Here is a 24931-nt window from a genome sequence, read left to right as displayed (position 1 = left end):
CTAAAAGTGCTTGCGCGGAAAGGGAGTTACGGCGGCCTGTGGCCTACGTGGTCCAGTCGAGGATGACCTTGCCCCCACGGCCGCTCGCCGCGTCGGCGAACGCCGCCTCGTAGTCGCGGTAGCCGTACCGGCCGGTGATCACGGGTGCGAGGTCGAGGCCGCCTTCGAGCAGCACGGACATCGCGTACCAGGTCTCGAACATCTCACGGCCGTAGATGCCCTTGATGGTGATCATCGAGGTGACGATGCGGGCCCAGTCGACCGCGAACTCCTGCGCCGGCAGGCCGAGCATGGCGATCCGGCCGCCGTGCGTCATGTTGGCGATCATGTCGCGCATGGCCTCGGGACGGCCGGACATCTCCAGGCCGATGTCGAAGCCCTCGCGCAGGCCGAGTTCGCGCTGCCCGTCGGCGATGCCGGACTGCGACACGTTCAGCGCGAGGCTCACGCCCACCTTGCGGGCCAGCTCCAGCCGCTCCTCGCTCACGTCGGTGATCACGACGTTGCGCGCACCCGCGTGCCGGGCCACGGCCGCCGCCATCAGGCCGATCGGGCCGGCGCCGGTGATCAGGACGTCCTCACCGACCAGCGGGAACGACAGCGCGGTGTGCACGGCGTTGCCGAACGGGTCGAAGATCGCGGCGACGTCGAGGTCGACGGGCACACGGTGTACCCACACATTGGCGGCGGGCAGGGCGACGTACTCGGCGAAGGCTCCGTCGCGTCCGACGCCGAGGCCGATGGTGGCCCGGCACAGGTGCCGCCGCCCGGCGAGGCAGTTGCGGCACTTCCCGCACACCAGGTGGCCCTCGCCGCTGACCCGGTCACCGATGGCGATGTCGGTGACATCCCGGCCGGTCTCCACGACCTCGCCGACGAACTCGTGCCCGACCACGAGCGGGGTGCGGATCGCCTGCTGCGCCCAGCCGTCCCAGGACCGGATGTGCAGGTCGGTACCGCAGATGCCGGTGCGCAGCACCTTGATCAGTACGTCACCCGGTCCGACGGACGGATCCGGGACGTCCGCGAGCCAGAGCCCGGGCTCCGCCTTCTCCTTGACCAGCGCCTTCAACGCTACGGCTCCTGAGGGTGAGTCCCGGCCCTGGGCATGCCGAAGCAGCCCGCTGCCGGGGAGAGGAGTGGAATCGCGTAGCAATCTGCCGTACGGCGGCGTCCTGGTCCATCGAGGTTTTCTTAAGCGGCGCCACAGCTTTCCTTCACGCGCTCGGCTCGGGCGCCCTCTGCCCGCCTTCGAAGTACGCGATCAGGTCCGGATCCAGCGGTGGAATCTCGCGTACGACACCTCCCGCGCGCAGCGACTCGGTCGCCCCGAACCCGGCCGCGACCGCCATCCGCGCGGCCACCGGCGAGGTGTCGGTGCGGCCGCCCTCCCGTACGAACCGCAGGAACTCGTCGATGATCAGCGGATCCGCGCCGCCGTGCTCGCCGTCGTCCGCCGCCTCCGGCACCGGGTACTCCGCGTCGGCCCACTCGCGGTGGACGGAACGCCGTGAGTTCCACACCCGCACCACCGCCCCGGGCCCGTCCCCGAAGTTCTCCAGGCGGCCCGCGTCGCCGATGACGGTGTAGTTGCGCCAGTAGTCGGGGGTGAAATGGCACTGCTGGTAGGCGGCCAACACCCCGTTGTCCAGGCACATGTTGACCAGCGACACATCTTCGACGTCGATCATGGGATTGAGCGCCCGCTGGGTGTGCGGCGGCCAGTGGCCGTCCTCCGTGTACCAGTCGGCGGCCTTGGCTTCGCCGGGCGCCCGGCGGTGCGGGATGTCGCCGTACACCATGAGATCGCCGAACGCCTGCACCCGGCGCGTGTACCCGCCCGCCAACCAGTGCACCACGTCGATGTCGTGGGCGCCCTTCTGCAGCAACAGGCCGGTGGTGTAGCGGCGTTCGGCGTGCCAGTCCTTGAAGTACCAGTCGCCGCCGTACCCGACGAAGTGACGCACCCAGACCGTCCTGACCTCGCCGACCTCACCGCGGGCGACGATGTCGCGCATCAGCCGGACCACCGGCATGTGCCGCATGTTGTGCCCGACGTAGAGGCGGGTGCCGCTCTCGCGGGCGGTGCGCAGGATGCGGTCGCAGGCTTCCACGGTGATGTCCAGGGGCTTTTCGACGAAGACGGGCTTGCCCGCCCGGAGTGCCTCGCAGGCCAGGTCGGCGTGGGTGTGGTCCGGGGTGAGGACAAGCACGGCGTCCACATCCGGGGCTTCGATCACCTTGCGGTGGTCGTCGACCGTGCGCACGCCGGGGATGCGGTCGGCGGCCCGTTCCCGCTGCCCCGCGTCGGGATCGGCGACCACGGTCACGCGCGCGCCCTCGCCGGGTCGGTGGGCGACCCGGGCGAGGGAGCCGCGCAGCCCGTGGCCGAGAACGCCGAGACGCAGGTCGGTCATGGTCGGCCCTTCCATAGAGGTGAGGTGGTGCTGCCAAGTGCGGTATGCCCGTCTGGCATCGCGCTGCCCGCCGTGATAGGCGGAACGGCGGCCGCTCTGGTCTCAGCGGTCCGAGGTTCCCCCGCTCGGTCACCCTTCTGACCACCGGTTACTCCGTCGGCCAGATCCTGGGCCCGCTGGTCGTCGCCCCATTGCGCCGGCACGGCCACCGACAGGCACTGCTCCTGGCCGCCCTCGTGGTCCTCGCCGCTGCCGCGGTCGCCGCCGTCCTGCGGATCGGCTTCCCGCACCACATGGTCGTAGTAGGACACAAAGCCCCCGTACGGCAGCGAGAATCGTCCAAGGCCACCCGGCCCGCAACGGCCGGCCCCCCGACGTGCTCGCCCCGCACTCGTCCGACTGACGTGGAGCCGCTCATGACCACCGCACAGGACCTCGCCATCGTCGCCCTCATCGTGGCGCCGGACAAGCCGGTCGCGCAGGGCGAACTGTCCCTCGCACTCGCCGGAGCCGAGCTGTTCGACCTCATCGAGGCCCGGGCCCTCGACCTCGACGACGACCGCATCGTGCCCACCGCCCAGGCACCGACCGACGACCGCCTCCTGGACGAGGCCACCACGGCGCTCGTACGACAGGAGCCGTACGAGTCGGTCGAGGACTGGCTGTGGCGCAGGGGCCGAGGACTGTCCTCGACCTACGCCGACGACCTGGAGCGCATCGGGCTGACGACCCGGCTGCGGGACCGCCGGAATCCGCTGCGGACCGGGCGGACGGAACCGGCCGACTCGGAGGCCCGGCGCCGGGCCGAGGAGCGGTGGGCGGCGGGCGAGCCCGTCCTCGCCACCCTGGCCACCGCCGCGGGGATCGGCGACGAACCGGCCGAGGGCACCGAAACGATCACCGATGACACGGTCGCGACCGTGCTGGCCGCGGTCGGCGATGCGGTGATGGAGCTGGAGGCCGTACGGCAGCGAAGGGCGATCGAGGACGCCGCGTTCGACAACGTCTGGCGCGGCTTCTAGGAGCAGGTGGCGGTCAGCGGGCGCCCAGCAGGGCGGCCCGGTCGGCCGACGATCGGGGCGGTACCCGCGCGCGGTCACAGCAGCGGGAGCCCGTCCACCGCCCGCCGCTCCAGCCGCACCACCAGTTCCGCAGCCGACGCCTTGATGGTCTCCAGGCCGGCCCTGCCCCACGGCCGCGGCTCCATGTCGACGACACACACCGTGCCCAGCGCCATCCCCGTGGAGTCGATGAGCGGAGCGCCCAGATAGGAGCGGATACCGAACTCGTCGACGATCGGGTTCCCCGCGAACCGCGGATAGTCGCGGACATCCTCCAGGACCAGCGCCTTGTGTCGGACGACCACATGGGGGCAGAACCCATGGTCGCGTTCCATATGGCGGCCCAGCTCCGGCTTGGAATCCTCGGCCCGCTGAAGGCTGACGGCCTGCCGCACATGCAGCCCGGCGAAGAACTGCCGGTTCTCGCCGATGAAGTTGACCATGGCGTACGGCGCACCCGTGAGCTCGGCGAGATGGTCCGCGAAGACATCGAGGGCCGGGTCCGGTTGTTCTCCCAGACCCAGTCGGAGCAGCCGCCGTGCACGGGCGGGGGCCTCCTTGTCCTCGGGGGTGAGCAGCAGGCGGGCGACTGGGCGAGGTGGGCCATAGCTCATGCGTGGATTCCGTCGCCGTGGGCGTAGGTCATATGCGGCTCCGTCCTGGGGTGTGCGGGTGTCACATGTGGGCGCCGTGGCTGGGCGCGGGTGCCGGGGTGTGGGCGATGAGATGCCGTACGAGGGTCAGCAGGGTCTGCACACCGGAGCTGGAGATCCGGGCGTCGCAGCGGACGACGGGGATCTCCGGGTCGAGGTCGATGGCGGCCCGGACCTCCTCGGGGTCGTACCGGTAGGCGCCGTCGAAGTCGTTGATCGCGACGATGAAACCGAGGCCGCGCTGTTCGAAGAAGTCGACGGCCGCGAAGCATTCCTCCAGGCGCCGGGTGTCGGCGAGGATGACCGCTCCGAGGGCGCCCTCGGAGAGCTCGTCCCACATGAACCAGAACCGTTCCTGTCCGGGCGTGCCGAACAGGTACAGGACGTGTTCCGGATCGAGCGTGATGCGGCCGAAGTCCATGGCCACCGTCGTCTCGACCTTGTTCTCGATCCCTTCGAGGCTGTCGGTCGCGGCGCTGACCGTGGTGAGCAGTTCCTCCGTGCTGAGCGGCGCGATCTCGCTGACCGCGCCCACGAAGGTCGTCTTGCCGACCCCGAACCCTCCCGCCACCAAGATCTTCAGCGCGGTGGGGAAAGGGTCAGAGCTGTCGTCGTAGTCCATCGAGCACTGCCTCCAGAAGAGCCCGGTCTGTCGGGTTGTGGTGGAACTCGGGGGGCTTGGTGGTGAGCGCCCCGCCGTCGACGAGGTCCGACAGCAGCACCTTGGTGACCGCCGCCGGCAGCTTCAGGTGGGCGGCGACCTCGGCGACCGAGACGGGGGCGCGGCACAGGTCGAGCGCCAGCTCGTGCTCGGGCCCCAGATAGCCGAGGGGGGTCGCCCCGGTGGCCATCACCTGCGACATGAGGTCGAGCGCGACGGTGGGCCGGGTACGGCCGTTGCTGACCGTGAAGGGGCGCACCAGCCGTCCGGCCGCGTCGTCGAGCCAGGGCCCGTCGCCGGCCGCCGTCACGTTCAAGGCCTCATCGCCGAGGGTTCGACGGAGTGCTGCCGGGGTGCGGTGACCAGGTACGGGCGGACGCTCTTGACGAGCATCGCCATCTCGTAGCCGAGCACGGCCGCGTCGGCCTCCCGGCCGGCCAGCACGGCGAGACAGGTACCGGAGCCGGCCGTCGTCACGAACAGCAGGGTCGAGTCGAGCTCGACGACGACCTGGCGGACGTCTCCGCCGTCGCCGAAGCGGACTCCGGCACTGCGGCCGAGGGAGTACAGGCCGGAGGCCAGGGCGGCCATGTGGTCGGCGCTGTCCGGGTCGAGGCCGTGAACCGACTTCACGAGCCCGTCGCAGGACAGGAGTACCGCGCTGGTGGTGTGCGGTACGCGCTGCACGAGGCCACTCATCAGCCAGTCGAGATCGGACACATGAGCGGTCGGCGCTTCGCTCGCCATGATGGATCGACTCCTTGAGGTACGAAGGTCTGCGGGAGCGCTGGGGGTGGGGGTGGCCTCCCAGGCGGACTTCGAGCTGGTCAGGGGCGTGGTCATCCGGCTGGTGCGCTCCCGTCGTGCCGGGTGGTGTGGTCGCTGCCGGGCGCGGACCCGGGGTGCGTCTCGGTCATGTGGGCCGGGTCCATGGGCGATACGTCCAGGTGGGGCCTGGTGGGCATGGGCGTCACGTCTGTGTGGAGTCCATCCAGGGAGGTGGGGCGCAGCCGTGGGGATGGTGGAAGACCCATGTCGAAGCTCGTCGGCTCCCGCCGGATCGGCGCCGGGCGCGCTGACTCCAGGCGGGTGGGCTCGGGGGGCGTGAGGTCCGGGCGGGTCGGTTCCGGGGGGAGCGACGTGGTGTCGGAGGTCGTGCGTGGTGGGGGCGTGTAGGAGGGGGTGGACGGGCGCGTGGTGGGGGTCGAAGTGGTGGCGGTGTGGGCAGAGTCCATGTGGCCTGCATCCCAGGGGCGCGCGTCCGTGTGGCCTGCATCCCAGGGGCGTGCGTCCATGTGGCCTGCGTCCCGGTGGCGCGCGTCCATGTGGCCCGGCCCTCCACGTCCGGGATCGCTGCGCCCCAACTCCGTGGGTCCATCGGCCATATGGCCGTCACCCATGTGCCGGGAATCCGTTGGCCCGACGTCTCCGTGCCCGACACCCATGTGCCCGACACCCATGTGCCCGACATCCACGTGTCCGACATCCACGTGCCCGGCATCCATGCGTCCGGCCTCCAGGTCCCCGACCTCCACATGTCCAGCGTCCACGCCGGTCGCATCCGTGTGCGCAGCCTCCATGTGCGCAGCCTCCATACGCTGCTGCGTCTCCATGTGCTGCTGCGTCTCCGCCAGCCCGATGCCCCGCTGGAACGCCGCCATCAACCCCGGGTCATGTCCGGCGAGGTGGTCGGATTCCTGGCGTGGTGCGGGGGCGTCCCGGAGTTGGGGTGCGATGTGTTCCTGGGCGCGGCGTCGTGGCAGCTGGGGCTTGCCCATGGTGCCGCGGACGGTGCCGGTGCGCGGGGTCGGCGGTGCGACCGTGTTCTCCGCGACGATCCGACGCTCGCCGGGCCTGATGCCGGGCACGGCGTCCGCCGGGTTGGCCCGCCCGTCGCCGGCACCGCGCACCGGTAGCGGCGCCGGTCCGCTGCCGTTGGGCATCGGGGCCGCACCCCTGACGCCGGGCTGCGCCTGTGGCTGCGGTTGCGGCTGCGATCGCCGAGGCGTCCCCGGCGACGCCTCGCCGGCACCCCGCTGCCCGCCCGCCGGTGCTGCTGATGCAGCCGATGCAGCCGACATGGGCTGCCGATGCTGCTGGGGCGGCACCGTTGCCTGCGACGAGGTGTGCGGCGGTACGGCCGTACCGGTCGCCGCCCGCGGCTCCTGCGGATCCGGCGCCTGTCCCGAGCCTCCACGGGTCCCAGCCCCCGGTTCCGTCCCCAACAACCCCTGCGGCACGACGAGTACGGCCTGGACGCCGCCGTAGATGTTGGTCTGGAGCCGCACATGGATGCCGTGCCGCTTGGCGAGCTGCGACACGACGAACAGCCCGATGCGGCCGTCCGCCAACAGGCTGGCGACGTTGACCTGGTCCGGGTCGGTGAGCAAGGCGTTCATGCGGTTCTGCTCGGCGACGGGCATGCCGAGGCCGCGGTCCTCGACCTCGACGGCGAGCCCCGAGGTCACGAGGTTGGCGCGGAGGAGGACTTGGGTGTGCGGGGCGGAGAACACCGTGGCGTTCTCGACGAGTTCGGCCAGCAGGTGGATGACGTCGGCGACGGCGTGCCCGCGCAGGGTGCCGTCGATCGGCGGTACGAGCTTCACCCGCGAGTACTGCTCGACTTCCGCGATGGCCGAGCGCAGCACCTCGGTCATGGAGACCGGATTGCTCCACTGCCGGCGGGAGACGGCGCCGCCGAGCACGGCGAGGTTCTCGGCGTGACGGCGGATGCGGGTGGCCAGGTGGTCCACGTGGAAGAGGCCCTTGAGCAGATCGGGGTCCTCGATCTCGTTCTCCAGCTCGTCGAGGATCGAGATCTCGCGGTGCACGAGCGACTGAAGGCGCCGGGCGAGATTGACGAAGACCTCGAGCTTCTGCTCGCTGCCGGCCTGGCTGGAGAGCTGGGAGGCCTGGACGACGGCGGAGACGGCGCCGTCATGGGCGCGGGCCAGGTCGGCGGCGAGCAGTTCGAAGTCGTCGGCGCCGTCGGGCGGACCGCTGCGCGACTTGCGCTTCGGCGGGCCGTCGCCGCGCCGCAACGTCTCGACGAGGGCACGCAGATCGGCCTCGCCGCGCGCGCTGCTGCGGCGCAGGGCGCCGATGCGCTCGCTCACGGACCTGGCGGTGCGGTTGGCGGCCACTGCCGCGATCACGATGCCGGCGAGGGTCACCGAGACCGCCCCGGTGAGCACGGCCCACAGGGTGAGGCTCGGCCGTGCTCCGGTGGTGCGCACGACGAACAGCACGGCCGCGCAGGCGCTCAGGGCCACCGCGATGGGCGGCAGCACGGCCAGACGCAGCAGTTGGGGCCGTATATGGGTCTCGGGCAGCGCGGGTGCGGTGCGGGCAGCCGGGCGCCCGTGCCGCCCGCCCTCACGGCGGTCTGCGCGTGCGGCCGGGGCGCGGAGTTGAGACATCGGGGTCCTCGTACTGGTCCGTCGGTCGGGGCCCGGGGGGTGCGCGCGGTCTGCGCGGCCCGGGGCATGCGCCATCGCGATGTCGGTCGACAGAGCCGAAGAAAATTCGGCTCCGCGTCGCCCGACGGACACTGACAGTAGTCGTCTCCGCATCATGTGCGGTGGGCAGTTGACAAAGTCCGGCAGGCAGCGTCCCGCTCTGGTATGAGGCCTCGTACGACAGACCGATAACCAGCTCCACCGTTCGCCCGCATGGAGCACTGGAACGATCGGACCTGGTCAGAATTGGTCACGAAGAAAAGTCCAGGGCGGGGCACTTCCCGTGCCCCGCCCCTGTCCCGCCCCCACCTACGCCTCGCGTCCACACCCCCGGCCGCCCCGGCCGCGACGTTTCTGCACCGCGCGCCCGGTGCACCGACCCCCAGAGCGTCACCGGCCGTAACGGCGCACATTTCCGTGCGGGCGCCCCCACGCGTTCCCGTGCGCCCCGCGCCCACCGCCGTGCGGGGGCGCGAGCGGTAGCCGTCGCGCGCCCGTGGGCCGCCCCTCGGCGGCCTGCAGACAACAGAGCACTGGAGGACGGAGCAGCGGACGGAACAGCGGACGCAAGACTCGACGGCCGCCGAAGGCACTGCGCTCTAGACGACCGCCGTGCCGTCCGTCCCCGACGCGACCGGCGGCCAAGCCGGCCACCCCTCGGCGGGCGTCTCGGCCACCTCACGCCACCACGGCGTCACAGGCGCCACCGTGGCCGGCTCGAAGGGCTCACCGCAGAGCGGCGCCGCCATCGTGACCCCGGCCTTGTGCGTGGCCCGCATCATCCGCTCGCCCGGCTCCGCCCACGGATGCGGTGCGAGGTTGAAGGTTCCCCAGTGGATCGGGAGCATGACGCCCGCGGCCGGGTCGCCACCCTGGAGGTCGAGGTGGGCCCGCACGCCCTCGTCCGGCGTCATGTGGATGTCGGGCCAGAAGTCCGAGTAGGCGCCGACCTGGATCATCGTGGCGTCGAACGGGCCGTGGTCGGCGCCGATGTCCTTGAAGCCCTCGAAATAGCCGGTGTCACCGCTGTGGTAGATCCGGTGCTCGTCCGAGGCGACGGCCCAGGACGCCCAGAGCGTGTGCTGTGTGTTGCGCAGACCGCGGCCGCAGAAGTGGCGGGCAGGTGTCGCGGTCAGGGTGAGCCCGCCGACCTTCGTGGCCTCGTGCCAGTCCAGCTCGCGCAGCCGGTCGGCGGACACGCCCCAGTGCTCAAGGTGGGCGCCGACACCGAGCGGCACGGCGAACAGGGTGTCCGTGCCGGCCAGTGCCTTGATCGTGGGCAGGTCGAGGTGGTCGTAATGGTCATGCGAAATGACGACCACGTCGACCGGGCCGAGTGCCGCCAGCGGGAGGGGCACGGGGTGCAGCCGCTTAGGTCCGGCGAAGGGGAACGGGGAGCAGCGCTCGCCCCACACCGGGTCGAACAGCACGCGCCGGCCGTCGATCTCCGCGAGGACGCTCGAATGCCCCAACCAGGTCAGGCGCAGTCCACCGACGGGCGGCTTGGCGAGGTCGGCATACGTGGTGGGGTACATCGGCACGGTGCCCTGCGGGACGCGGCGGGGCCGGGTTTCCCGGTCGAAGAAGACCTTGGCGAACTCCAGCATCGCCCCGGAGGGACGGGTCCGGGCGGCGCCTCCGGGGTTCTGGAAGACGCCGTTCCTGAAGTTCGGCGATCTGCGGATACGCGCCATGCGCTCACCGCTCGGATCCACGCCGAAGGCCTCGGGCCGCAGGGCGCGGAGCCCGGAGCTCGGGAAACGGAAACCGGCCACGGTACCTCCAGATGGAGTCGGTGAGGCTTCCATTATGGTCGGCCCCTCCGACAGCCCCGACGCCCCCCGGGACAGCCCGCCACTGAAGATCCAATCAGTACGTTGACATGTCCCCGCCTCCCCTCCGATACTGACCCATCGTTCAGTAGCCGTAGGGCGGCACGCGGCCCCCACCCCCACCGGAGACCCCATGACCACCCCACTCCTGTCGCTCACCTGGACCGACCACGTCACCGGCCGCCAGGGCTTCCTGGTCGTCGACCGGCTGGTGCGCGGCGTGTCCAGCGGTGGGCTGCGGATGCGGCCGGGCTGCACGCTGGACGAGGTCACCGGGCTGGCCCGCGGCATGAGCATGAAGGAGGCCCTGCACTACGACCCCGAGTCCCGGTACGTCCCCCTGGGCGGTGCCAAGGGAGGCATCGACTGCGATCCCCGAGATCCGGAGGCGTACGGGCTCCTGGTGCGCTACCTGCAGACCATGCGGCCGTACATCGAGACCTTCTGGACCACGGGCGAGGACCTCGGTCTCGCCCAGGACGTGGTCGACCGGGCGGCGGCCGAGGCGGGGCTCGTTTCGTCGATCCAGGCGGTGTATCCGCTGCTGGACGACGAGGCCGGCGCCCGGCGGCGGCTCGCGGACGCGTTCGCGGTCGAAGTGGACGGCATCGGGCTGGATGAACTGGTCGGCGGCTGTGGGGTCGCCGAGTCCGTGCTCACGGCCCTGGACCGGGCCGGTGTGCCGTTCTGGAGGACCCGCGTCGCCGTGCAGGGCCTCGGGACCATGGGCGGCGCGACGGCACGCTTCCTCACGCGCGCGGGGCTCACGGTCGTGGCGGTCGCCGACATCAAGGGCACGATCACCAACCCGGCGGGCCTCGACATCGAGGCCCTGCTGGCGGCACGGGACGCCCACGGCACGGTCGACCGTGCCGCGCTGCGCCCCGGTGACCGCGAACTTCCGGGCGAGGCCTGGCTGGCGGCAGAGGCGGAGGTGCTGGTTCCGGCGGCCGTCTCGTACGCGATCGACGCCACGAACCAGGAACGGATCACCGCCCGCTGGATCGCCGAGGCCGCCAACATGCCGGTACGGCCCGAGGCCGAGGAACTGCTGGCCGCGCGGGGCGTCACCGTACTGCCCGACGTCGTGGTCAACTCGGCCACGAACGCGTGGTGGTGGTGGACGCTCTTCGGCGACATCGGGGCCGACGCGGACGAGGCCTTCACTCACACACGCCGCTCGATGCGCGCCCTGACCGACCTCACGCTGTCCCGCGCCGAGGCCGACGGGACGACGCCCCGCGCCGCCGCGCACGCCCTCGCGGCGGACCGGCTGCTGATGATCGCCGAGCGGTTCGGCCAACACCGGTGACGGCTTGCGGACGGAGGCTCCGCCCTGCTGCGGCCAGGGAAGGGTCCACGGTCAGGCCTTAGGGTGACGGAGTGACAAGAGTGCGGTTGAGCGTGGCGGAGCGGCGTGAGGAGTTGCTGCGGGCCGCCGTCCAGCAGATAGAGGCGCGAGGCGTGGCGGCCGTCAGGATCGCCGACGTGGCCTCGGCGCTCGGGGTGAGCAACGCGCTGGTGCTCTATCACTTCGCCACGAAGGAGAAGCTGGTCGCCGCCGCGTTCACCCATGCGGCCGAGGGCGACCTGGACCGTCTGCGCAGGATTCTCGGCCGCCGTACCACGGCGCTACGACGACTGCGGGCGGCCGTGCGCTGGTACGCGCCGACCGGCCAGGCCAAGGGCTGGCGGCTGTGGATCGAGGGCTGGGCGGCGGCACTGCGTGAGCCCGCCCTGCAGGAGGTCACGCGGAACCTCGACCGGCGGTGGAAGGCCGCCATCGCCGAGGTCATCGCGGAGGGCGTGGCCGCGGACGAGTTCCGGTGCCCGGACCCCACCGGCACGGCCCTGCACCTCACGGCACTCCTCGACGGGCTCGCCGTACAGCTGACGTCGTACCCGGGCGCGGTGTCACGCGCGCGTGCCCAGGAGTGGGTGGACGAGACGCTCGCCCGGGAACTCGGGCTGGAGCGGGAGGCGTTCACCGCGTCCGTGCGGTGAGGTTGCCGTGCGCCGAGCGGACGCGGTCTGCCGCCCATGACAGTCGCATCCCGCTCATGACAGCCGTGTGGGCCGCGCCCCTCGAACAGGGCACGACCCACACCGCCGACGCGCAGGAGCCTCAAGCCACCGATTCGATCCGCATCTTGATGTCGTCCGGCGACAGCGCGCCCTTGGCCGTCACGTGGTCCCCCGACGACTCGCCGCGCAGGCGCCGCCCGATCCACGGCACCAGGTACTCACGCGCCCAGTGGACGTCGTCCCGGCGGATCTCGAGGGTGCCGCGGGGCGGGAGCGGCGGCCAGGGCTGGTCCGGGTCTGCCGGGATGTCCAGGCCGAGGACCTGGCCCGCGCGCAGCGCCACGCGCGTGTGCCCCTCGGGAGACAGGTGGAGTCGGTCGCCGTCCCAGGCCCGTCGGTCCTGGACGGTCTTCAGGGACCACAGGTCGAGCACCGGGCAGCCGTACCGGTCGGCGATGGCCCGCACATGACCGTTGTAGGTGGCGATCTTGCCGCGCAGATGCTTCAGCACGGGCACGCCACGGGTGTCGAAGCCGGTCGTCACCATGACGGTGCCGACCGCTGAGGTGAGCCGGATGATCGCCCGCTCGAAGCGCTCGGCGACCTCGTCGGGGTCGGTGCCGGGCCGGATGATGTCGTTGCCGCCCGCGCAGAAGGAGACCAGGTCCGGGGCCAGTTCGACGGCCTGCGGAAGTTGGTCCTCCACGATCTGGTCGAGCAGTTTGCCGCGCACGGCGAGGTTGGTGTAGTCGAAGTCGCCCTCGGGCCGCCGGTCCGCGAGCAGTACCGCGAACCGGTCGGCCCAGCCGACGAACGCCCCGTCGGGGCCGGGGTCGCCGACGCCCTCGGTGAAGCTGTCCCCCACCGCAACGTACGACCCGATCTCTGATCTGCTGTCACTCTTCGAATCGTCTGCCACACGGGCATGATTCACCTTCGAATGTGACCTACGCGACCGTAAGGAGGGGTTGACGGGCGGTGAGATAAGCCACTTCTAAAGTGTTGACCAAACTTGGAATAAGCCTCTGATCAGGGGTGTTGTGGGCTCAACCGCCACACCCGGAAGCCGCTGAACCGGAAGTGGCTCCATGTGGTCCGGAAGGCGAAGTGTCCACCGGTGTACGGCTCCGGGTCGGTGTAGTCGAAGACGAGCCGCCCGTTGTTCCACCACCGCGCGGTGGGACCGTCGGAGACGATCCGGACCCTGTTGGGCTCGTTCGCCACGAGCAGCGGCTCGGTGTAGTCGAAGACCAGCGGACGGACCCCGGCCTCACCGACGTAGCGGCGCAGCCGGGTCGTGGTGTTCGTGTTGGCGCCGTAGCCGGCGTAGTACGTCCTGAGGTAGTCGTACTCCGCCAGCGCCCCGCCCCGCTGGGTGGCGAAGAGGTCGTCCGGGGAGCGGACGTCGGTGGCGTTCCAGAAGTTGTTGAGGTCGGAGACGCGGTCGTTGACGCCGCCTGCCGATATGGGCGTGGCCGTGTACTCGATGACGTACGGGCCTTCCAGCCGCTTCTTGAACCAGATCGTCGCCCCCGCGGGCACGTCGACATCCAGCACCCCGCGCGCGGCGGTGACGGTGCCGCCCTTCTCCAGTTCCACGGCCCACTGGCCGAGCCCGTGCCGGAAGTCGTCGTGGGCGATCAGCCGGCGCGGGCGGGGCGTCGCGCTCGCGGTGGTCGCGGGGGCGAGGGCGGCCAGAGCGGCGCCGGCGGCGAGGGCTCCGAAGGCTCTACGCGTGGTCGTCACGGGAGACGGCTCCTTCCGGGAGGGTGATCGAGGGCTTCGGCACGCGGCGGGTCTCGGTGCCGAGGTAGTAGTCGGTGTACGTCGACTGCAGATAGCCGCGCACGGTCCAGCCGAGGCGGTACTCGGGGTTCTGGGCGAGCGTGTAGATGCGTGTCCTCGTCGGCTCGGTGGTGGTGTAGAGGCGCAGGGCGGTGTGGTCGGCGGTCTCGGCGAGGATCTCCTCGCGCCAGTCGCCGACGAGGTCGCCGTAGAACGGGGTGGCGTTGCGGGCGCCCGACACGACACCGGGCGGGTCGAAGAGCTTCGCGCTGGTCTGGCTCGCCGGGTTCCACTTCTCGACGTGCGTGGAGTCGAGGAGTTCTGACGCCTTGTCACCGTCCCACCAGATACGGAAGTTGACGCTGGGCGTGGTCGTGGAGACCTTGCCGCCCTGGACGTTGTAGACGCCCGCACCGGGAGCGGTGACGTCGGCGGTGGAGGTCCAGTACTCGTAGCCGGGGTGGTCGGGGTCGATGTCGCCGGTGCTGCCGCGGCCGACGTCGATGTCGGTGTCGTTCTCCCAGTCCGCCGGATGCCGCCCGGTCACCAGGCGCTCTCCGGTGTCGGCGTCGTAGTAGTACCAGGGGAACTGCGGGATGACACCCAGCTCGGCCTGCTGGATGGCGAAGCCCTCCAGGCCGGGGCGGTCGGGGTCGAGGTCGGCGATGTGGAAGCGGTCGCCGTGTCCGGCGCCGTCGACGACGTAGCGCAGGGCGCCGTCGCTGCCCACGACGTAGTTGCCGTCGGCGATCTCGTCCGTGCCGTCCTGGTCGACGTCGACGGTGCGGATCTGGTAGAAACTGGTGGCGCCGCTGTCGGACGGGACGACGTACTTCCAACGGCGGGTCAGGTCCGTGCCGTTGAAGTCCCAGGTCTGGAAGAGGATCCGGAAGACACCGCGCTTGGCACCGACCCGCGTGACCAACTTGGTGACCAGGCTCGGGTGTTGGCCGTCGAGGTAGGCGATGCCGAAGTGGCCGCCGGAGGGGCCGTCCGAGACTAAGTCGTCGGGGACGGGCTGCCGGGTGCGCTCGGTGCCGGTCGTGCCGTCGATCACCGAGACGAACTGGTTCGCGGGTGAGGAGGCGGTGACCCTGGCCCCGTCCGCGAAGGTCGTCCCGTCGGCCGTGTGCACCAGCACCTCGGCCTTCCCGTCGCTGTCGAGGTCGTACACGGTGACGTTGTCGTCGTTGCGGTATCCGCCGATCGCCGTCGAACCGCTGATCGCGGCGGGCGCGGGGTCGTTGGCGCCGTTCCCGCCCACCTGTGTGTACGAGCCGGGACCGAGGTCCACGCGCCACAGCCGCTCACCGGTGAGGGTGTACGCCTCCAGCAGGTCGGGCTTGTCGCGGGTCTGGGAGAGGCGGCTCACGACGAGTTCGTAGCGTCCGTCGCCGTCGAGGTCGCCGGGCCAGGCGTGCTGCACTACGTAGCCGTCGGCGGTGGCGAGCGGGATCTCGGCGTAGCCCCGCGAGAAGTCGAGGGCGGCCGAACTGACCTTCCTCTCGTGCCCGTTGATCACGGCTCGCACGGTGTACGTGCCCACGCCGCGGGTGTTGTCCTTGTACGTCGTGGAGTTGATGACCGGCGCTCGGTTCAGTCGGCGCCCGTTCTTGTACACGTGGAAGGCGACGGCGTTGCCGTACCGCGCGTACTCGGTGCCGAGCAGGCGCCAGCTGAGGAAGGTGCCCTCACCGGAAGGTACGGCGACCAGCCCCCGGTCGAGGTTCTCCACGGTCCGGAGCGGCTCGGCGGCGTGACCGGCGGGCGCGGAGAACAGCCCGGCGAGCAGGGCCGCCGCGGCGACGGCGCCGATTCTTCGGCGTCGATTGGCGTGCACTGGAGCTCCTTTGCGAGAGGGGCGATCAGCCTGTCGGCGAGTTCCTCGACCACGGCGGCGGTGTCGTCGGCGTGCGCGCCGTTGCGGCAGAAAGCGCTTGCAGCACTACGGACACCACTCTGTCCTCGCTCTCCCCTCACTGTCGACGCCCTGGACGCGCCTGCCACAAGATCGCAATGCCGCGATCATGAACAGGCGCACCCGGACGCCGCGCCCATCGCCGACACCGCGCGCCAACACCGAAGGCCGGACCCGGGGATCGGGGTCCGGCCTTCGGTTGCGTGTCAGGCGAGGCAGTCGGCGGCGGGGTCAGCCGATGGCGACGCCCTTGGAGCGGAGGTAGGCGACCGGGTCCACGTCCGAGCCGTAGTCCGGCGTGGTGCGGATCTCGAAGTGCAGGTGCGGGCCGGTCACATTGCCGGTCGCACCGGAGAGGCCGACCTGCTGCCCCGCGGTCACGGTCTGACCGGCCGAGACGGAGAGCGAGGAAAGGTGGGCGTACTGGGCGTAGTAGCCGTCGGCGAGCTGGATGACGACCTGGTTGCCGTACGCGCCGCCCCAACCGGCGGAGACGACGGTGCCCGCGCCGACCGCCTTCAGCGGGGTGCCGGTCACCGCGGAGAAGTCGACGCCGGTGTGGTAGCCGCTGGACCACATGCTGCCCGCCACCTTGTACGCGGTGCCGACGGCGGCCGTGGAGAGGGGGGCGCTGAAGCCGCTGGCGGTGCCGACGGTGTCGGCGCTCTGGTCGGCCTTGGTCGTCGTCGAGGCGGAGGACTTCGAGGCGGACGCATCCGTGGACGACTTCGAGGGCGAAGACGAGGAGGACGAAGGCGAGGAAGCGGACGGCGACTTGGGGGCGCTCGTCGCGGCCTTCTTGCCGCCGATGCTGAGCTTCAGACCGGGGTGGATCAGCGACGGGTCCTCGCCGACGGCCTCACGGTTGTCGGCGTAGAGCTTCTTCCAGCCACCGCTGACGTTCTGCTCGTTCGCGATCTTCGAAAGGTAGTCGCCGACCTTCACGGAATACGTCCGCGTACCCGTCTTCCGGTCCGCGCCCTTCTTCTCGGCGGCCTTCTTCTCGGCCACCTCCTTGCCGGTGGTCGGCAGAGTCTGAACGGCCTTTTCCGAAACGGACTGCAAAGGAGCGGCGTGGGCACCGGTGGCCCCGATGAGCGGGAGAGCGAGAGCGGCTCCGCCGGTTCCGGCGACGGCGATGGAGCGGGTGAAGCGCAGGGACTTCGGGCGGCGGTGCTTACCCTTCGCGGGCATGGCGAATTCCTCTCCGGCGCCTGCGAGGTGAGCTGTCGGGTGCGGGCTGGAGATGCCCGGTCGCGTGGGGACGCGACTTGACCCCAAGCCGTTCCGGAGACCGGAACAGGCGGTTGTACCTGTGGGTCCCCCGCTCCTGCCGTACACGGGTGAGTTTTCGCGGGATCCGGTCGGCGGCAGGATTAGGCGTCCGTCCGGATTGGTGGCGAACGTAAGCGAGGAAGACGCATGGGAACAAGTGAGAGGTTCCGCCCGAATGCGTTCCTGTTGATCCCTTGTGGGAATTACCGGTGACCCTGCGTGAATTATGGGTACGTCGCCCGACTCAAAACCCCTTGAAAAGCATGTGGATTACGTGAACATGACGGGCGACGCACGGTCACGAATATGACGCTCCTCACGTGACTCCGCTCCAGCTTCCTTTACTCCAGAGCGAGTTGGAATGAATGTGCCAATTCGGACAGAAACCCTAGATGCGACGCAGGCGGATAACCGTCGCATCGAGGTCGCCGCGCACATCGGCGTGAAGCCCGTGATGCAGCAATACGGCACCTCGGTGAACTTTGCCCGTTTCACGGCATTCGTACGATGCCGTCGGGTCGAGCCCACGCAGCCGCAGCGCCGGCACGGCCTCGCCGTAGCTCTGCGCCTGGAGCCAGGCGAGCACGACCGTCTCGTCGCCGAGCACGTACTGCACCGCGCTCAGCCCGCCCCGCGGGGGCCTCAGCCGATAGAGGTCCCCACGCTGCACCAGATGCCGGATCTCCTTGTAGAGCTCCACCCATTCCCGCGCCTCGGCGAGCTCGTCCTCGGTCCACTGTGTGAGGTCACCGCCGACGCCGAGCACCCCGGCCATGGCGCTCACGAACCGGAACCGGAGGGAGCTGACCCGGCCGTTGAGCTGGTTGTTCGGGCTGTCGGTGACCCACGCCGCCATGACCCTCGCCGGATGGATCTGGCTGAAGCCGTGCTGGATGGCGAGCCGGTCGAGCGGGTCGGTGTTGTCGGAAGTCCACACCTGGTCCGTGCGGCTCAGCACGCCCAGGTCGATCCGGCCGCCACCACCCGAGCAGGACTCGAAGGCCACGCCCGGGTGGGCGGCCCGCAGCCGGTCCAACAGGGCGTAGAAGGCGCGCACATGGTCGACCCAGAGCCGCTGCGGATACGGCTCACCGGGCCAGCCCGCGTCGCTGAAACAACGGTTGAAATCCCACTTCACGTAGTCGATCGGGGCGCTGGACAGGAGCCCGTCCAGCCGCTGCCAGAGATAGTCCTGGACGTCGTCGCGGGCGAGGTTCAGTACGAGTTGATTGCGGAATTCCGTACGCCTTCGTCCCGCTTGGTACTGCACCCAGTCCGGGTGGGCCCGGTACAGCTCGCTGTCCGGATTGACCATTTCCGGCTCGACCCAGATACCGAACTGCATGCCGAGAGCGTGCACGTAGTCGGCGAGGGGCTTGAGGCCGGACGGGAAGCGGTCCGGGTTGGGCGTCCAGTCGCCGAGCCCGGCGCGGTCACTGGTGCGCGCTCCGAACCAGCCGTCGTCGACGACGAACAGCTCGACGCCGATCGCCGCGGCCCGCCGGGCGAGGGTGCCCTGCTGCTCCTCGGAGATGTCGAACTCCGTCGCCTCCCAGGAGTTGAAGAGCACGGGCCGGTCCTGATCGGCGTCCGGGATCACATAGGCGCGCTGGTAGGCGTGCCAGGCTCGGCTCGCGCCCCCGAAACCGCCGTCGCTCCACAGCCCGGCGAAGACCGGCGTCACGAACGACTCCCCCGCCGCAAGCCGCAACAGCCCCGAGTCGTCGTACCCGACCCCGCCGGTGATCTGCACGCGCGCGTCCGGCAGCTGGGCCACCGCGATCCGCCACGACCCCGACCAGGCGAGGGCGCAGCCGTACACCTCACCGCGCTCCTCGGTGGCGTCGGTGTCGAGCGCGACCCACGGCAGGAGCGGGTGCCCGGTGTGGCCGCGGCGGCTACCGATGATCTTCTCACCGTAGGTGAGGGGCGACTGCGTCAGGCGGGACTCCGCGGCCCAGCGTCCGTGCAGCTGGGACAGCCGCCAGTCCTCGCGGTCGGGCAGGGTCCAGGTGGCGGAGTCGGCGCGCAGCAGCTCCAGGTCGGGCCCCTGGTTGTCCAGGGTCACCCAGCGCTCCACGACGTCGTCGCGCATCAGGTAGTGCAGCGTGATGGCCAGCGCGCCGTCCCGGAACCGGAGCTTCAACTCCTCGCCCGCAGCACCCTCCGCACCCTCGGTGCCCCCGGTCTCGTACGCCTCGAAGGTCCACTCGGTGCCGCGCCCCTCGTCGGTGCGCAGGGACAGGGCCGGCCGGACGAAGCGGGGGCCGCCCTCGACCGGGTACTCCTCGTGTCCGTCGAGCTGCGACTCGAAGCCCCGGTACGCCGGGAGGGGGCGTGCGGCCAGCTCCTCGGCGTCGGCGAGCGCGATCCGCGGGCCCCAGTGGAGGTGCAGCAGCTCGTCGGCCTCCGTCAAGTGGAGGGCGTAACTGCTGGTCGGCCCGGAAAGAACCCAGGTGCGTCCGCGGTCGGAAGTCTCCAGCATCAAGCCCTCACATATTCGAACAGGTCCACTCAAGCACCAACATCATCAAGGGCTGCGGGCGTCCGATGCAACGCCTGTGGATAACTCATTGCCCCAGGAATCCATGTCGTATGGTCGAGAGCGCACCCCGTCGGCGGCACCGCCGAGCCGCGCCGGCGGGGCCGACTGGGAGGAGCCCCCGTGACGCAGCAGATCCCGTCGACCGAGCCCGAGCTGGCCGGAGTCCGCAATTTCCGCGACGTCGGCGGCCTGCCGACCGTGGACGGACGGCGGGTGCGGTACGGAGTGCTGTTCCGCAGCGGCCACCTCGCGCACGCGACCGAGCAGGACGCCGCCTTCCTCGACTCCCTCGGCCTGCACACGATCTTCGACTTCCGCAACGCGGCGGACCAGAAGCTCGAAGGGCCTGACGTCGAGCTGACGGGCGTGCGCAATGTGAACCTGCCGCTGAGCGACCCCGCGGACGGCGCGGAGTTCTGGAAGATGGTCCGCGACGGCGACATCGACCAGCTGCGGGAGATCCTCTCCGACGGCAAGGCCGCGAACCGGATGATCACCTCGTACCGCACGATCGTCAAGCAGCGCACCGCCGAGCACTCCCAGGTACTGCACTCCCTCGCGGAGGACAGCGTCCCCGCCCTCATGCACTGCGCGGCCGGCAAGGACCGCGCCGGCCTGTCCATCGCCGTGACGCTGCTCGCCCTCGGTGTCGAGCGCGAGGCGATCATCGCGGACTACCTGGAGTCCAACGCCAAGCACCGCCGCTACAAGGTGCACCGCAGCAGCAGCGACGCCTCGGCCTACTCCCCCGAGGTCATGGAGCTGCTCAGCCCTCTGTTCGACGCGCGCGCCGAGTATCTGACGGCGGCCTTCGAGACGATCGAGGAGACCTGGGGCGACGTCGACACCTACCTGGAACAGGGGCTGGGGATCACCCCGGAGGCCCGGGAGCTGCTGCGGGAGCGGCTGCTCGACTGACGCAGACCGCCGCCGCGGCCTCCCACGGCTACTTCGCGCCCACCTCGAACAGCAGGTAGATGAAGGCGGCGAAGACATGCCCCACCGCGATGTAGATGATGAGCCGCACCCACAGGGCGCGCGGGAACTTCTCCTCCATGTCGCTCAAGGCATCTCTCCAGGGGTGGGGCCCAGGCACAGGGTGGCCGTGGGGCTCTGCAGCAGGGTGTGAACGAAGAGGAGCTCGACCCCGCCCCGGTCCTGGGCGGCGATGCGGTGCGGGGTGAGCGAGTCGAAGTGCGCGCTGTCGCCGGGCACGAGCCGGTGCGTGGTGTCCCCGAGACGCAGCCGTAGCCGCCCCTCGAGCACATAGAGCCACTCCTCACCGGGGTGCACGCGCACGATGTCGCCCTGCGAGCCGTACGGCACATGGACGCGCAGGGCCTGCATCCCCCGTCCGAACGCGCCCGCCTGCCAGTACGTCCAACCGCCCGCCGCGGTCGGCTCCATGTCGGCGGCCCGCACGACGGCGTCCCGGTCGGCGACCGTCTCGCCGAGCAGCTCGGATACGGTCGTACCGTAGATACGCGCGAGCGCGAGCAGCATCGGCAGTGAGGGCTGGCGCTGCCCGGTCTCCAGTCGGGAGAGGTGGGCGGGCGACAGCCCGGCGGCACGCGCCGCGGCCTCCAGAGTGAGGGAGGCACGACGGCGCAGTGCACGGAGCTGGGGCGCGACGACGGGCAGGGCGTCGGCCGGCCGGTCCGCCCGTTCGACGCCGGGCGTCGGCTCGGCATCGGGCGCCGGCTCGGCACCCTGCATCGGCTCGACGCCAGGCTCCAGTCCAGCCCTGGGCGGCCGTTCGGAAGCCGGCTGCGGCTCGGTCTCGGGAGAGCTCATGCTCCCCATTCAGCCGGAGGCTTGCCTCTGCGGCAAATTTCTTGCCTCAGAGGCAAAACGGATCGACGAGCACGGCCCCGCGTCCCCCGCGGCCCCGGAAGTCAGCGGTTGGCGACCGCCTGCTTGATCAGCGTCTTCCCGAAGTCCCACATCAGTCCGCCGCCACTGTGCGCGTCGTCCATCACATCCGTGAAGGCGTCCACGAACCGGTCCACCTCCCGCTCCCCGATGATCAGCGGCGGGATCAGCTTGATCACCTCCAGGTGATCGCCGGAGACCTGGGTGAGGATCCGGTGCCGCCGCAGCAGCGGTACGACGACCATCTGCGCGAAGAGGCCCTTGCGTGCGGCCTGCAGCATGGCCCAACGGCTGCGCAGCTTCAGCGAGTCGGGACGGCCGAACTCGATGCCGATCATCAGGCCCCGGCCGCGGACGTCGGCGAGCAGCTCGTACTTGTCGGTCAGTGCCGCGAGCCGGGACCTCAGCTGCTCCCCGGTCGCCCGCGCGTTCGCGACGATCTGCTCGTTCTCGATGACGGACAGCACGGCGAGCCCGGCCGCCATGGCCTGCGCGTTGGACCCGAAGCTCGCCGAGTGGACGAGCACCCGGTCCATCGACGAGTAGACCTTCTTGAAGATCCAGTCCTTGCCGAGGGTCGCGCCCACCGGCACATACCCCCCGGACAGCGCCTTGGCCACGCACACCAGGTCCGGCTCGACACCGTCCTCGTGCTGGTAGGCGTAGAAGTCGCCGGTCCGGCCAAGACCCGTCTGCACCTCGTCGGCGATGAGCAGCGCCTTGTGCTGGTGCAGCAGTTCCTGGGCGGCTCGCAGATATCCGGGCGGGGCCTCGTGCACGCCCTTGCCCTGGATCGGCTCGACGATGAGCGCCGCCACATCCCCCTTCTTCAACTCCCTTGCCAGGGCGTCGAGATCACCGATCGGGACGGCCGTGTCCGGCAGCAGCGGGGCGAAGCCGTCCCGGAAACCGGACTCGCCGTTCACGGACAGGGAGCCCGTGGTCAGCCCGTGGAAGGCGTGGTCGCAGTACAGGATCCGCGGCTTCCCGGTGACGAACCGCGCGAACTTCAGCGCGGTCTCCACCGCCTCCGTCCCGCTGTTGCCGAAGAACACCCGGTCCAGGTGGGGGCTGTGCGCGAGGAGCTTCTCCGCCAGCAGCCCGGGCAGCGGCTGGCAGTCGAAGCGGGTGAGGTCGGCGAGGGAGGCGTCGAGGACGTCGTGCAGCGCCTTGCGGACGACGGGGTGGTGGCGCCCCAGCCCCATCACCCCGAAGCCGGCGAGCATGTCCAGGTAGTCGTCGCCGTCGACGTCCCAGAAGTAGGCGCCCTCGGCCCGCTCGTAGACCTTGTCGAAGCCGATGGTGTGCAGCATGCGCGGGAGCTGGTGGTTGAGGTACCTGCTGTGCAGCTCGTAGCGCTCGGCTCCGCGCTCGGCGAGGAGTCTGCCGAGGTCGAACTCCGTGGTCATTCGGCTTTCTCCTTGACTGACACGACGGTACGGCCGTCCCGGCGGTCCTCGGCCTGCTCCCGACCGCCCTGGCGGTCCCGGGTCTGCTCCCGACCGCCCCGGCCCTCCTCAGCCTGCCCCGGACCGGGCAGGCTCTCCTCGGCCTCCTTGAGAGCGAGGCTCGCGCTGATCCGGCCGGCGACCTCCACCGGCGTGAGCCCGATGTCGGCCAGCACCTCGCCCCGCTTGGCGTGCGCGAGGAACTGCTCCGGGATGCCGAACCGCCGTACGGGCACGTCGACTTCGGCGTCGCTCAGCGCCAGCGCCACGGCGGCGCCGACTCCGGAGGCGCGGCTGTTGTCCTCGACGACGGCCACCAGCCGGTGCTGTGCGGCGAGGGGTGCGAGAGCGGGGTCGACCGGTTTGACCCAACGGGGGTCGACGACGGTGCAGTTGATGCCGCGTGCCTGCAGCAGCTCGGCCGCCTGGAGGCACACCGGAGCCATCACGCCGACGGCGACGAACAGGACGTCCGGCTCGCCCGCGTCCCGGTGCAGTACGTCCAGGCCGCCCACCCGGTCGACCGCCGGGATCGACGGCCCGACCGACTCCTTCGGGAACCGCACGAGCGTCGGCGCGTCGTCGACGGCCACGGCCTCCCGCAACTGCGCCCGCAGCTGGTCGGCGTCGCGCGGCGCGGCGATCCTGAGGCCGGGCACGACCTGGAGGATCGACATGTCCCACATGCCGTTGTGGGAGGCCCCGTCGGCGCCCGTGACGCCGGCCCGGTCCAGCACGAACGTCACTCCGCAGCGGTGCAGCGCGACGTCCATCAGCAACTGGTCGAAGGCGCGGTTCAGGAACGTGGCGTAGATGGCGACGACCGGATGCACCCCGCCCGTCGCGAGCCCGGCAGCCGACACGGCCGCGTGCTGCTCGGCGATCCCGACGTCCCAGACCCGGTCCGGAAACCGCTCCGCGAACTTGCCGAGACCGACGGGATGCAGCATGGCCGCCGTGATCGCCACGACGTCCTCCCGTTCCTCCCCGATCCGCACGATCTCGTCGCCGAACACCGACGTCCAGGACGGCCCGTTGGAGGGGGCGAGCGGCTCGCAGGTCAGCGGGTCCATCACGCCGACGGTGTGGAAGTGGTCCTCCTCATGGGCGAGGGCGGGTTCATAGCCTCGCCCCTTCTCCGTGAGGCAGTGGATCAGCACCGGCCCGTGGAAGCGCTTGGCCCTGCGCAGGGCGGACTCGACGGCCCCGATGTCGTGCCCGTCGATCGGGCCGACGTACTTGAGCCCGAGATCCTCGAACATGCCCTGCGGTGCGAAGGCATCCTTGAAGCCTTTCTTCGCGCCGTGCAGGGACTCGTAGATCGTGCTGCCCACGAGCGGGGTCCGCAGCAGTACGTCCTTCCCCCAGGCCAGGACCTTCTCGTAACTGTCGGTCGTGCGCAGGGTGGCCAGATGGTTGGCGAGGCCCCCGATGGTGGGCGCGTACGACCGCTCGTTGTCGTTGACGACGATGATCAACGGCCGGTCCTTGGCCGCCGCGATGTTGTTCAGCGCCTCCCAGGCCATACCGCCGGTCAGCGCCCCGTCGCCGATCACCGCGACGACATGCCCCTTGTCCCCCTGCACCTGACGGGCCTTGGCGAGCCCGTCGGCCCAGCCGAGCGCGGTGGACGCATGGCTGTTCTCGACGATGTCGTGCTCGGACTCCTCACGCGAGGGGTAGCCGGACAGGCCGCCCTTGCCGCGCAGCTTCGAGAAGTCCTGACGTCCCGTCAAAAGCTTGTGTACGTAGCTCTGGTGACCGGTGTCCCAGACGATGCGGTCGACCGGTGACTCGAAGACCCGGTGGAGCGCGATGGAGAGTTCCACCACCCCCAGGTTGGGCCCGAGATGGCCACCGGTCCTGGCGACCGCGTGGACCAGGAACTCCCGGATCTCGTCGGACAGTTCACCGAGTTCCGCCTCGGACAGCGCCTTCAGGTCGCGTGGTCCCCGGATGCTCTCCAGAATCGTCACGCTCG

General features: G+C 70.6%; 20 protein-coding genes, 1 pseudogene and 1 riboswitch. Of the genes and pseudogenes, 4 read left to right on the top strand and 17 right to left on the bottom strand.

The window, feature by feature from the left end:
- Window positions 1–43: 43 nt before the first annotated feature.
- Both tdh and ACIA8X_RS37770 read right to left on the bottom strand, forming a co-directional pair.
- Entirely contained in the window at window positions 44–1072 is a 1029-nt protein-coding gene (gene tdh / locus ACIA8X_RS37775) for an L-threonine 3-dehydrogenase (RefSeq protein ID WP_393459151.1), read from the bottom strand.
- Between the two features lie 145 nt (window positions 1073–1217).
- Window positions 1218–2417: a Gfo/Idh/MocA family protein gene (locus tag ACIA8X_RS37770; RefSeq protein ID WP_393459154.1), complete on the bottom strand. Its 1200-nt coding sequence runs from the start codon at window positions 2415–2417 to the stop codon at window positions 1218–1220.
- Between the two features lie 416 nt (window positions 2418–2833).
- Here ACIA8X_RS37770 and ACIA8X_RS37765 point away from each other — a divergent pair, with 416 nt between their 5' ends.
- Window positions 2834–3439 carry a GPP34 family phosphoprotein gene (locus tag ACIA8X_RS37765; protein WP_393459156.1) on the top strand — a complete coding sequence of 202 codons (606 nt, stop codon included), beginning with the start codon at window positions 2834–2836 and terminating at the stop codon, window positions 3437–3439.
- Between the two features lie 74 nt (window positions 3440–3513).
- Here the strand turns inward: ACIA8X_RS37765 and ACIA8X_RS37760 are convergent, their stop codons facing one another.
- The 6 genes and pseudogenes from ACIA8X_RS37760 to ACIA8X_RS37735 form a co-directional block, all read right to left on the bottom strand.
- Complete coding sequence (locus ACIA8X_RS37760) at window positions 3514–4092, bottom strand: GAF domain-containing protein (RefSeq protein WP_393459159.1); 579 nt, start codon at window positions 4090–4092, stop codon at window positions 3514–3516.
- Between the two features lie 61 nt (window positions 4093–4153).
- The gene (locus ACIA8X_RS37755) at window positions 4154–4753 is read right to left on the bottom strand and encodes an ATP/GTP-binding protein (protein ID WP_393459162.1); all 600 of its coding nucleotides are present in this window, start codon (window positions 4751–4753) and stop codon (window positions 4154–4156) included.
- Window positions 4731–5102, bottom strand: coding sequence for a DUF742 domain-containing protein (locus tag ACIA8X_RS37750; protein ID WP_393459165.1), 372 nt, complete (start codon window positions 5100–5102; stop codon window positions 4731–4733). Before ACIA8X_RS37750 ends, ACIA8X_RS37755 begins: the two co-directional genes overlap by 23 nt.
- Window positions 5103–5104: 2 nt before the next feature.
- A complete protein-coding gene (locus ACIA8X_RS37745) occupies window positions 5105–5539 on the bottom strand; it encodes a roadblock/LC7 domain-containing protein (protein WP_003996239.1) in 435 nt (144 codons plus the stop codon).
- A 986-nt stretch (window positions 5540–6525) separates the two neighbouring features.
- Window positions 6526–8211, bottom strand: a pseudogene (locus ACIA8X_RS37740) (ATP-binding protein); the annotation flags it as partial.
- 638 nt (window positions 8212–8849) lie between these two features.
- Complete coding sequence (locus ACIA8X_RS37735) at window positions 8850–10025, bottom strand: MBL fold metallo-hydrolase (protein WP_393459169.1); 1176 nt, start codon at window positions 10023–10025, stop codon at window positions 8850–8852.
- A 190-nt stretch (window positions 10026–10215) separates the two neighbouring features.
- On the opposite strand from ACIA8X_RS37735, the gene ACIA8X_RS37730 reads away from it, so the two are divergent.
- Window positions 10216–11394: a Glu/Leu/Phe/Val dehydrogenase dimerization domain-containing protein gene (locus ACIA8X_RS37730; RefSeq protein ID WP_393459172.1), complete on the top strand. Its 1179-nt coding sequence runs from the start codon at window positions 10216–10218 to the stop codon at window positions 11392–11394.
- Between the two features lie 71 nt (window positions 11395–11465).
- Window positions 11466–12086, top strand: a complete 621-nt coding sequence (locus tag ACIA8X_RS37725; protein WP_393459175.1) for a TetR/AcrR family transcriptional regulator — start codon at window positions 11466–11468, stop codon at window positions 12084–12086.
- A gap of 121 nt (window positions 12087–12207) precedes the next feature.
- Here the strand turns inward: ACIA8X_RS37725 and ACIA8X_RS37720 are convergent, their stop codons facing one another.
- From ACIA8X_RS37720 to ACIA8X_RS37700, 5 genes are all read right to left on the bottom strand, one after another.
- Window positions 12208–13026: an SGNH/GDSL hydrolase family protein gene (locus ACIA8X_RS37720; RefSeq protein ID WP_393459178.1), complete on the bottom strand. Its 819-nt coding sequence runs from the start codon at window positions 13024–13026 to the stop codon at window positions 12208–12210.
- Between the two features lie 110 nt (window positions 13027–13136).
- Window positions 13137–13853 carry a DUF6250 domain-containing protein gene (locus ACIA8X_RS37715; RefSeq protein WP_393459181.1) on the bottom strand — a complete coding sequence of 239 codons (717 nt, stop codon included), beginning with the start codon at window positions 13851–13853 and terminating at the stop codon, window positions 13137–13139.
- Complete coding sequence (locus ACIA8X_RS37710) at window positions 13837–15732, bottom strand: hypothetical protein (RefSeq protein ID WP_399460200.1); 1896 nt, start codon at window positions 15730–15732, stop codon at window positions 13837–13839. The genes ACIA8X_RS37715 and ACIA8X_RS37710 overlap by 17 nt, the downstream gene beginning before the upstream one ends.
- Window positions 15733–16041: 309 nt before the next feature.
- Window positions 16042–17004, bottom strand: a complete 963-nt coding sequence (locus ACIA8X_RS37705; RefSeq protein WP_393459187.1) for a LysM peptidoglycan-binding domain-containing M23 family metallopeptidase — start codon at window positions 17002–17004, stop codon at window positions 16042–16044.
- 4 nt (window positions 17005–17008) lie between these two features.
- Window positions 17009–17166, bottom strand: a riboswitch (cyclic di-AMP (ydaO/yuaA leader).
- A gap of 307 nt (window positions 17167–17473) precedes the next feature.
- On the bottom strand, window positions 17474–19570 hold the full coding sequence (locus ACIA8X_RS37700; protein WP_393459190.1) for an alpha-galactosidase: 2097 nt from the start codon (window positions 19568–19570) through the stop codon (window positions 17474–17476).
- A gap of 180 nt (window positions 19571–19750) precedes the next feature.
- On the opposite strand from ACIA8X_RS37700, the gene ACIA8X_RS37695 reads away from it, so the two are divergent.
- Window positions 19751–20548, top strand: coding sequence for a tyrosine-protein phosphatase (locus ACIA8X_RS37695; RefSeq protein ID WP_393459193.1), 798 nt, complete (start codon window positions 19751–19753; stop codon window positions 20546–20548).
- A 28-nt stretch (window positions 20549–20576) separates the two neighbouring features.
- On the opposite strand, the gene ACIA8X_RS37690 is transcribed toward ACIA8X_RS37695, so the two are convergent.
- The 4 genes from ACIA8X_RS37690 to dxs all read right to left on the bottom strand — a co-directional run bounded on the left by ACIA8X_RS37690 (window position 20577) and on the right by dxs (window position 24926).
- Entirely contained in the window at window positions 20577–20696 is a 120-nt protein-coding gene (locus ACIA8X_RS37690) for a DUF6126 family protein (protein ID WP_128436791.1), read from the bottom strand.
- Complete coding sequence (locus ACIA8X_RS37685; protein WP_399460249.1) at window positions 20693–21346, bottom strand: helix-turn-helix domain-containing protein; 654 nt, start codon at window positions 21344–21346, stop codon at window positions 20693–20695. The genes ACIA8X_RS37690 and ACIA8X_RS37685 overlap by 4 nt, the downstream gene beginning before the upstream one ends.
- Before the next feature lie 179 nt (window positions 21347–21525).
- Complete coding sequence (locus tag ACIA8X_RS37680; protein ID WP_393459197.1) at window positions 21526–22911, bottom strand: aspartate aminotransferase family protein; 1386 nt, start codon at window positions 22909–22911, stop codon at window positions 21526–21528.
- Window positions 22908–24926, bottom strand: a complete 2019-nt coding sequence (gene dxs / locus ACIA8X_RS37675; RefSeq protein WP_393459200.1) for a 1-deoxy-D-xylulose-5-phosphate synthase — start codon at window positions 24924–24926, stop codon at window positions 22908–22910. Before dxs ends, ACIA8X_RS37680 begins: the two co-directional genes overlap by 4 nt.
- Window positions 24927–24931: the final 5 nt, after the last annotated feature.

The sequence above is a fragment of the Streptomyces sp. NPDC051738 genome, assembly GCF_044453205.1.
Taxonomy (GTDB): Bacteria; Actinomycetota; Actinomycetes; order Streptomycetales; family Streptomycetaceae; genus Streptomyces.
This window is presented reverse-complemented; position numbering and strand designations above follow the sequence as displayed.

What these genes read in the sequence shown, in the direction of transcription:
- ACIA8X_RS37770 (WP_393459154.1), bottom strand. Translation starts at nt 2,417, where the DNA reads ATGACCGACCTGCGTCTCGGCGTTCTCGGCCACGGGCTGCGCGGCTCC.
- ACIA8X_RS37765 (WP_393459156.1), top strand. Translation starts at nt 2,834, where the DNA reads ATGACCACCGCACAGGACCTCGCCATCGTCGCCCTCATCGTGGCGCCG.
- ACIA8X_RS37760 (WP_393459159.1), bottom strand. Translation starts at nt 4,092, where the DNA reads ATGAGCTATGGCCCACCTCGCCCAGTCGCCCGCCTGCTGCTCACCCCC.
- ACIA8X_RS37755 (WP_393459162.1), bottom strand. Translation starts at nt 4,753, where the DNA reads ATGGACTACGACGACAGCTCTGACCCTTTCCCCACCGCGCTGAAGATC.
- ACIA8X_RS37745 (WP_003996239.1), bottom strand. Translation starts at nt 5,539, where the DNA reads ATGGCGAGCGAAGCGCCGACCGCTCATGTGTCCGATCTCGACTGGCTG.
- ACIA8X_RS37730 (WP_393459172.1), top strand. Translation starts at nt 10,216, where the DNA reads ATGACCACCCCACTCCTGTCGCTCACCTGGACCGACCACGTCACCGGC.
- ACIA8X_RS37705 (WP_393459187.1), bottom strand. Translation starts at nt 17,004, where the DNA reads ATGCCCGCGAAGGGTAAGCACCGCCGCCCGAAGTCCCTGCGCTTCACC.
- ACIA8X_RS37700 (WP_393459190.1), bottom strand. Translation starts at nt 19,570, where the DNA reads ATGCTGGAGACTTCCGACCGCGGACGCACCTGGGTTCTTTCCGGGCCG.
- ACIA8X_RS37685 (WP_399460249.1), bottom strand. Translation starts at nt 21,346, where the DNA reads ATGCAGGGTGCCGAGCCGGCGCCCGATGCCGAGCCGACGCCCGGCGTC.
- ACIA8X_RS37680 (WP_393459197.1), bottom strand. Translation starts at nt 22,911, where the DNA reads ATGACCACGGAGTTCGACCTCGGCAGACTCCTCGCCGAGCGCGGAGCC.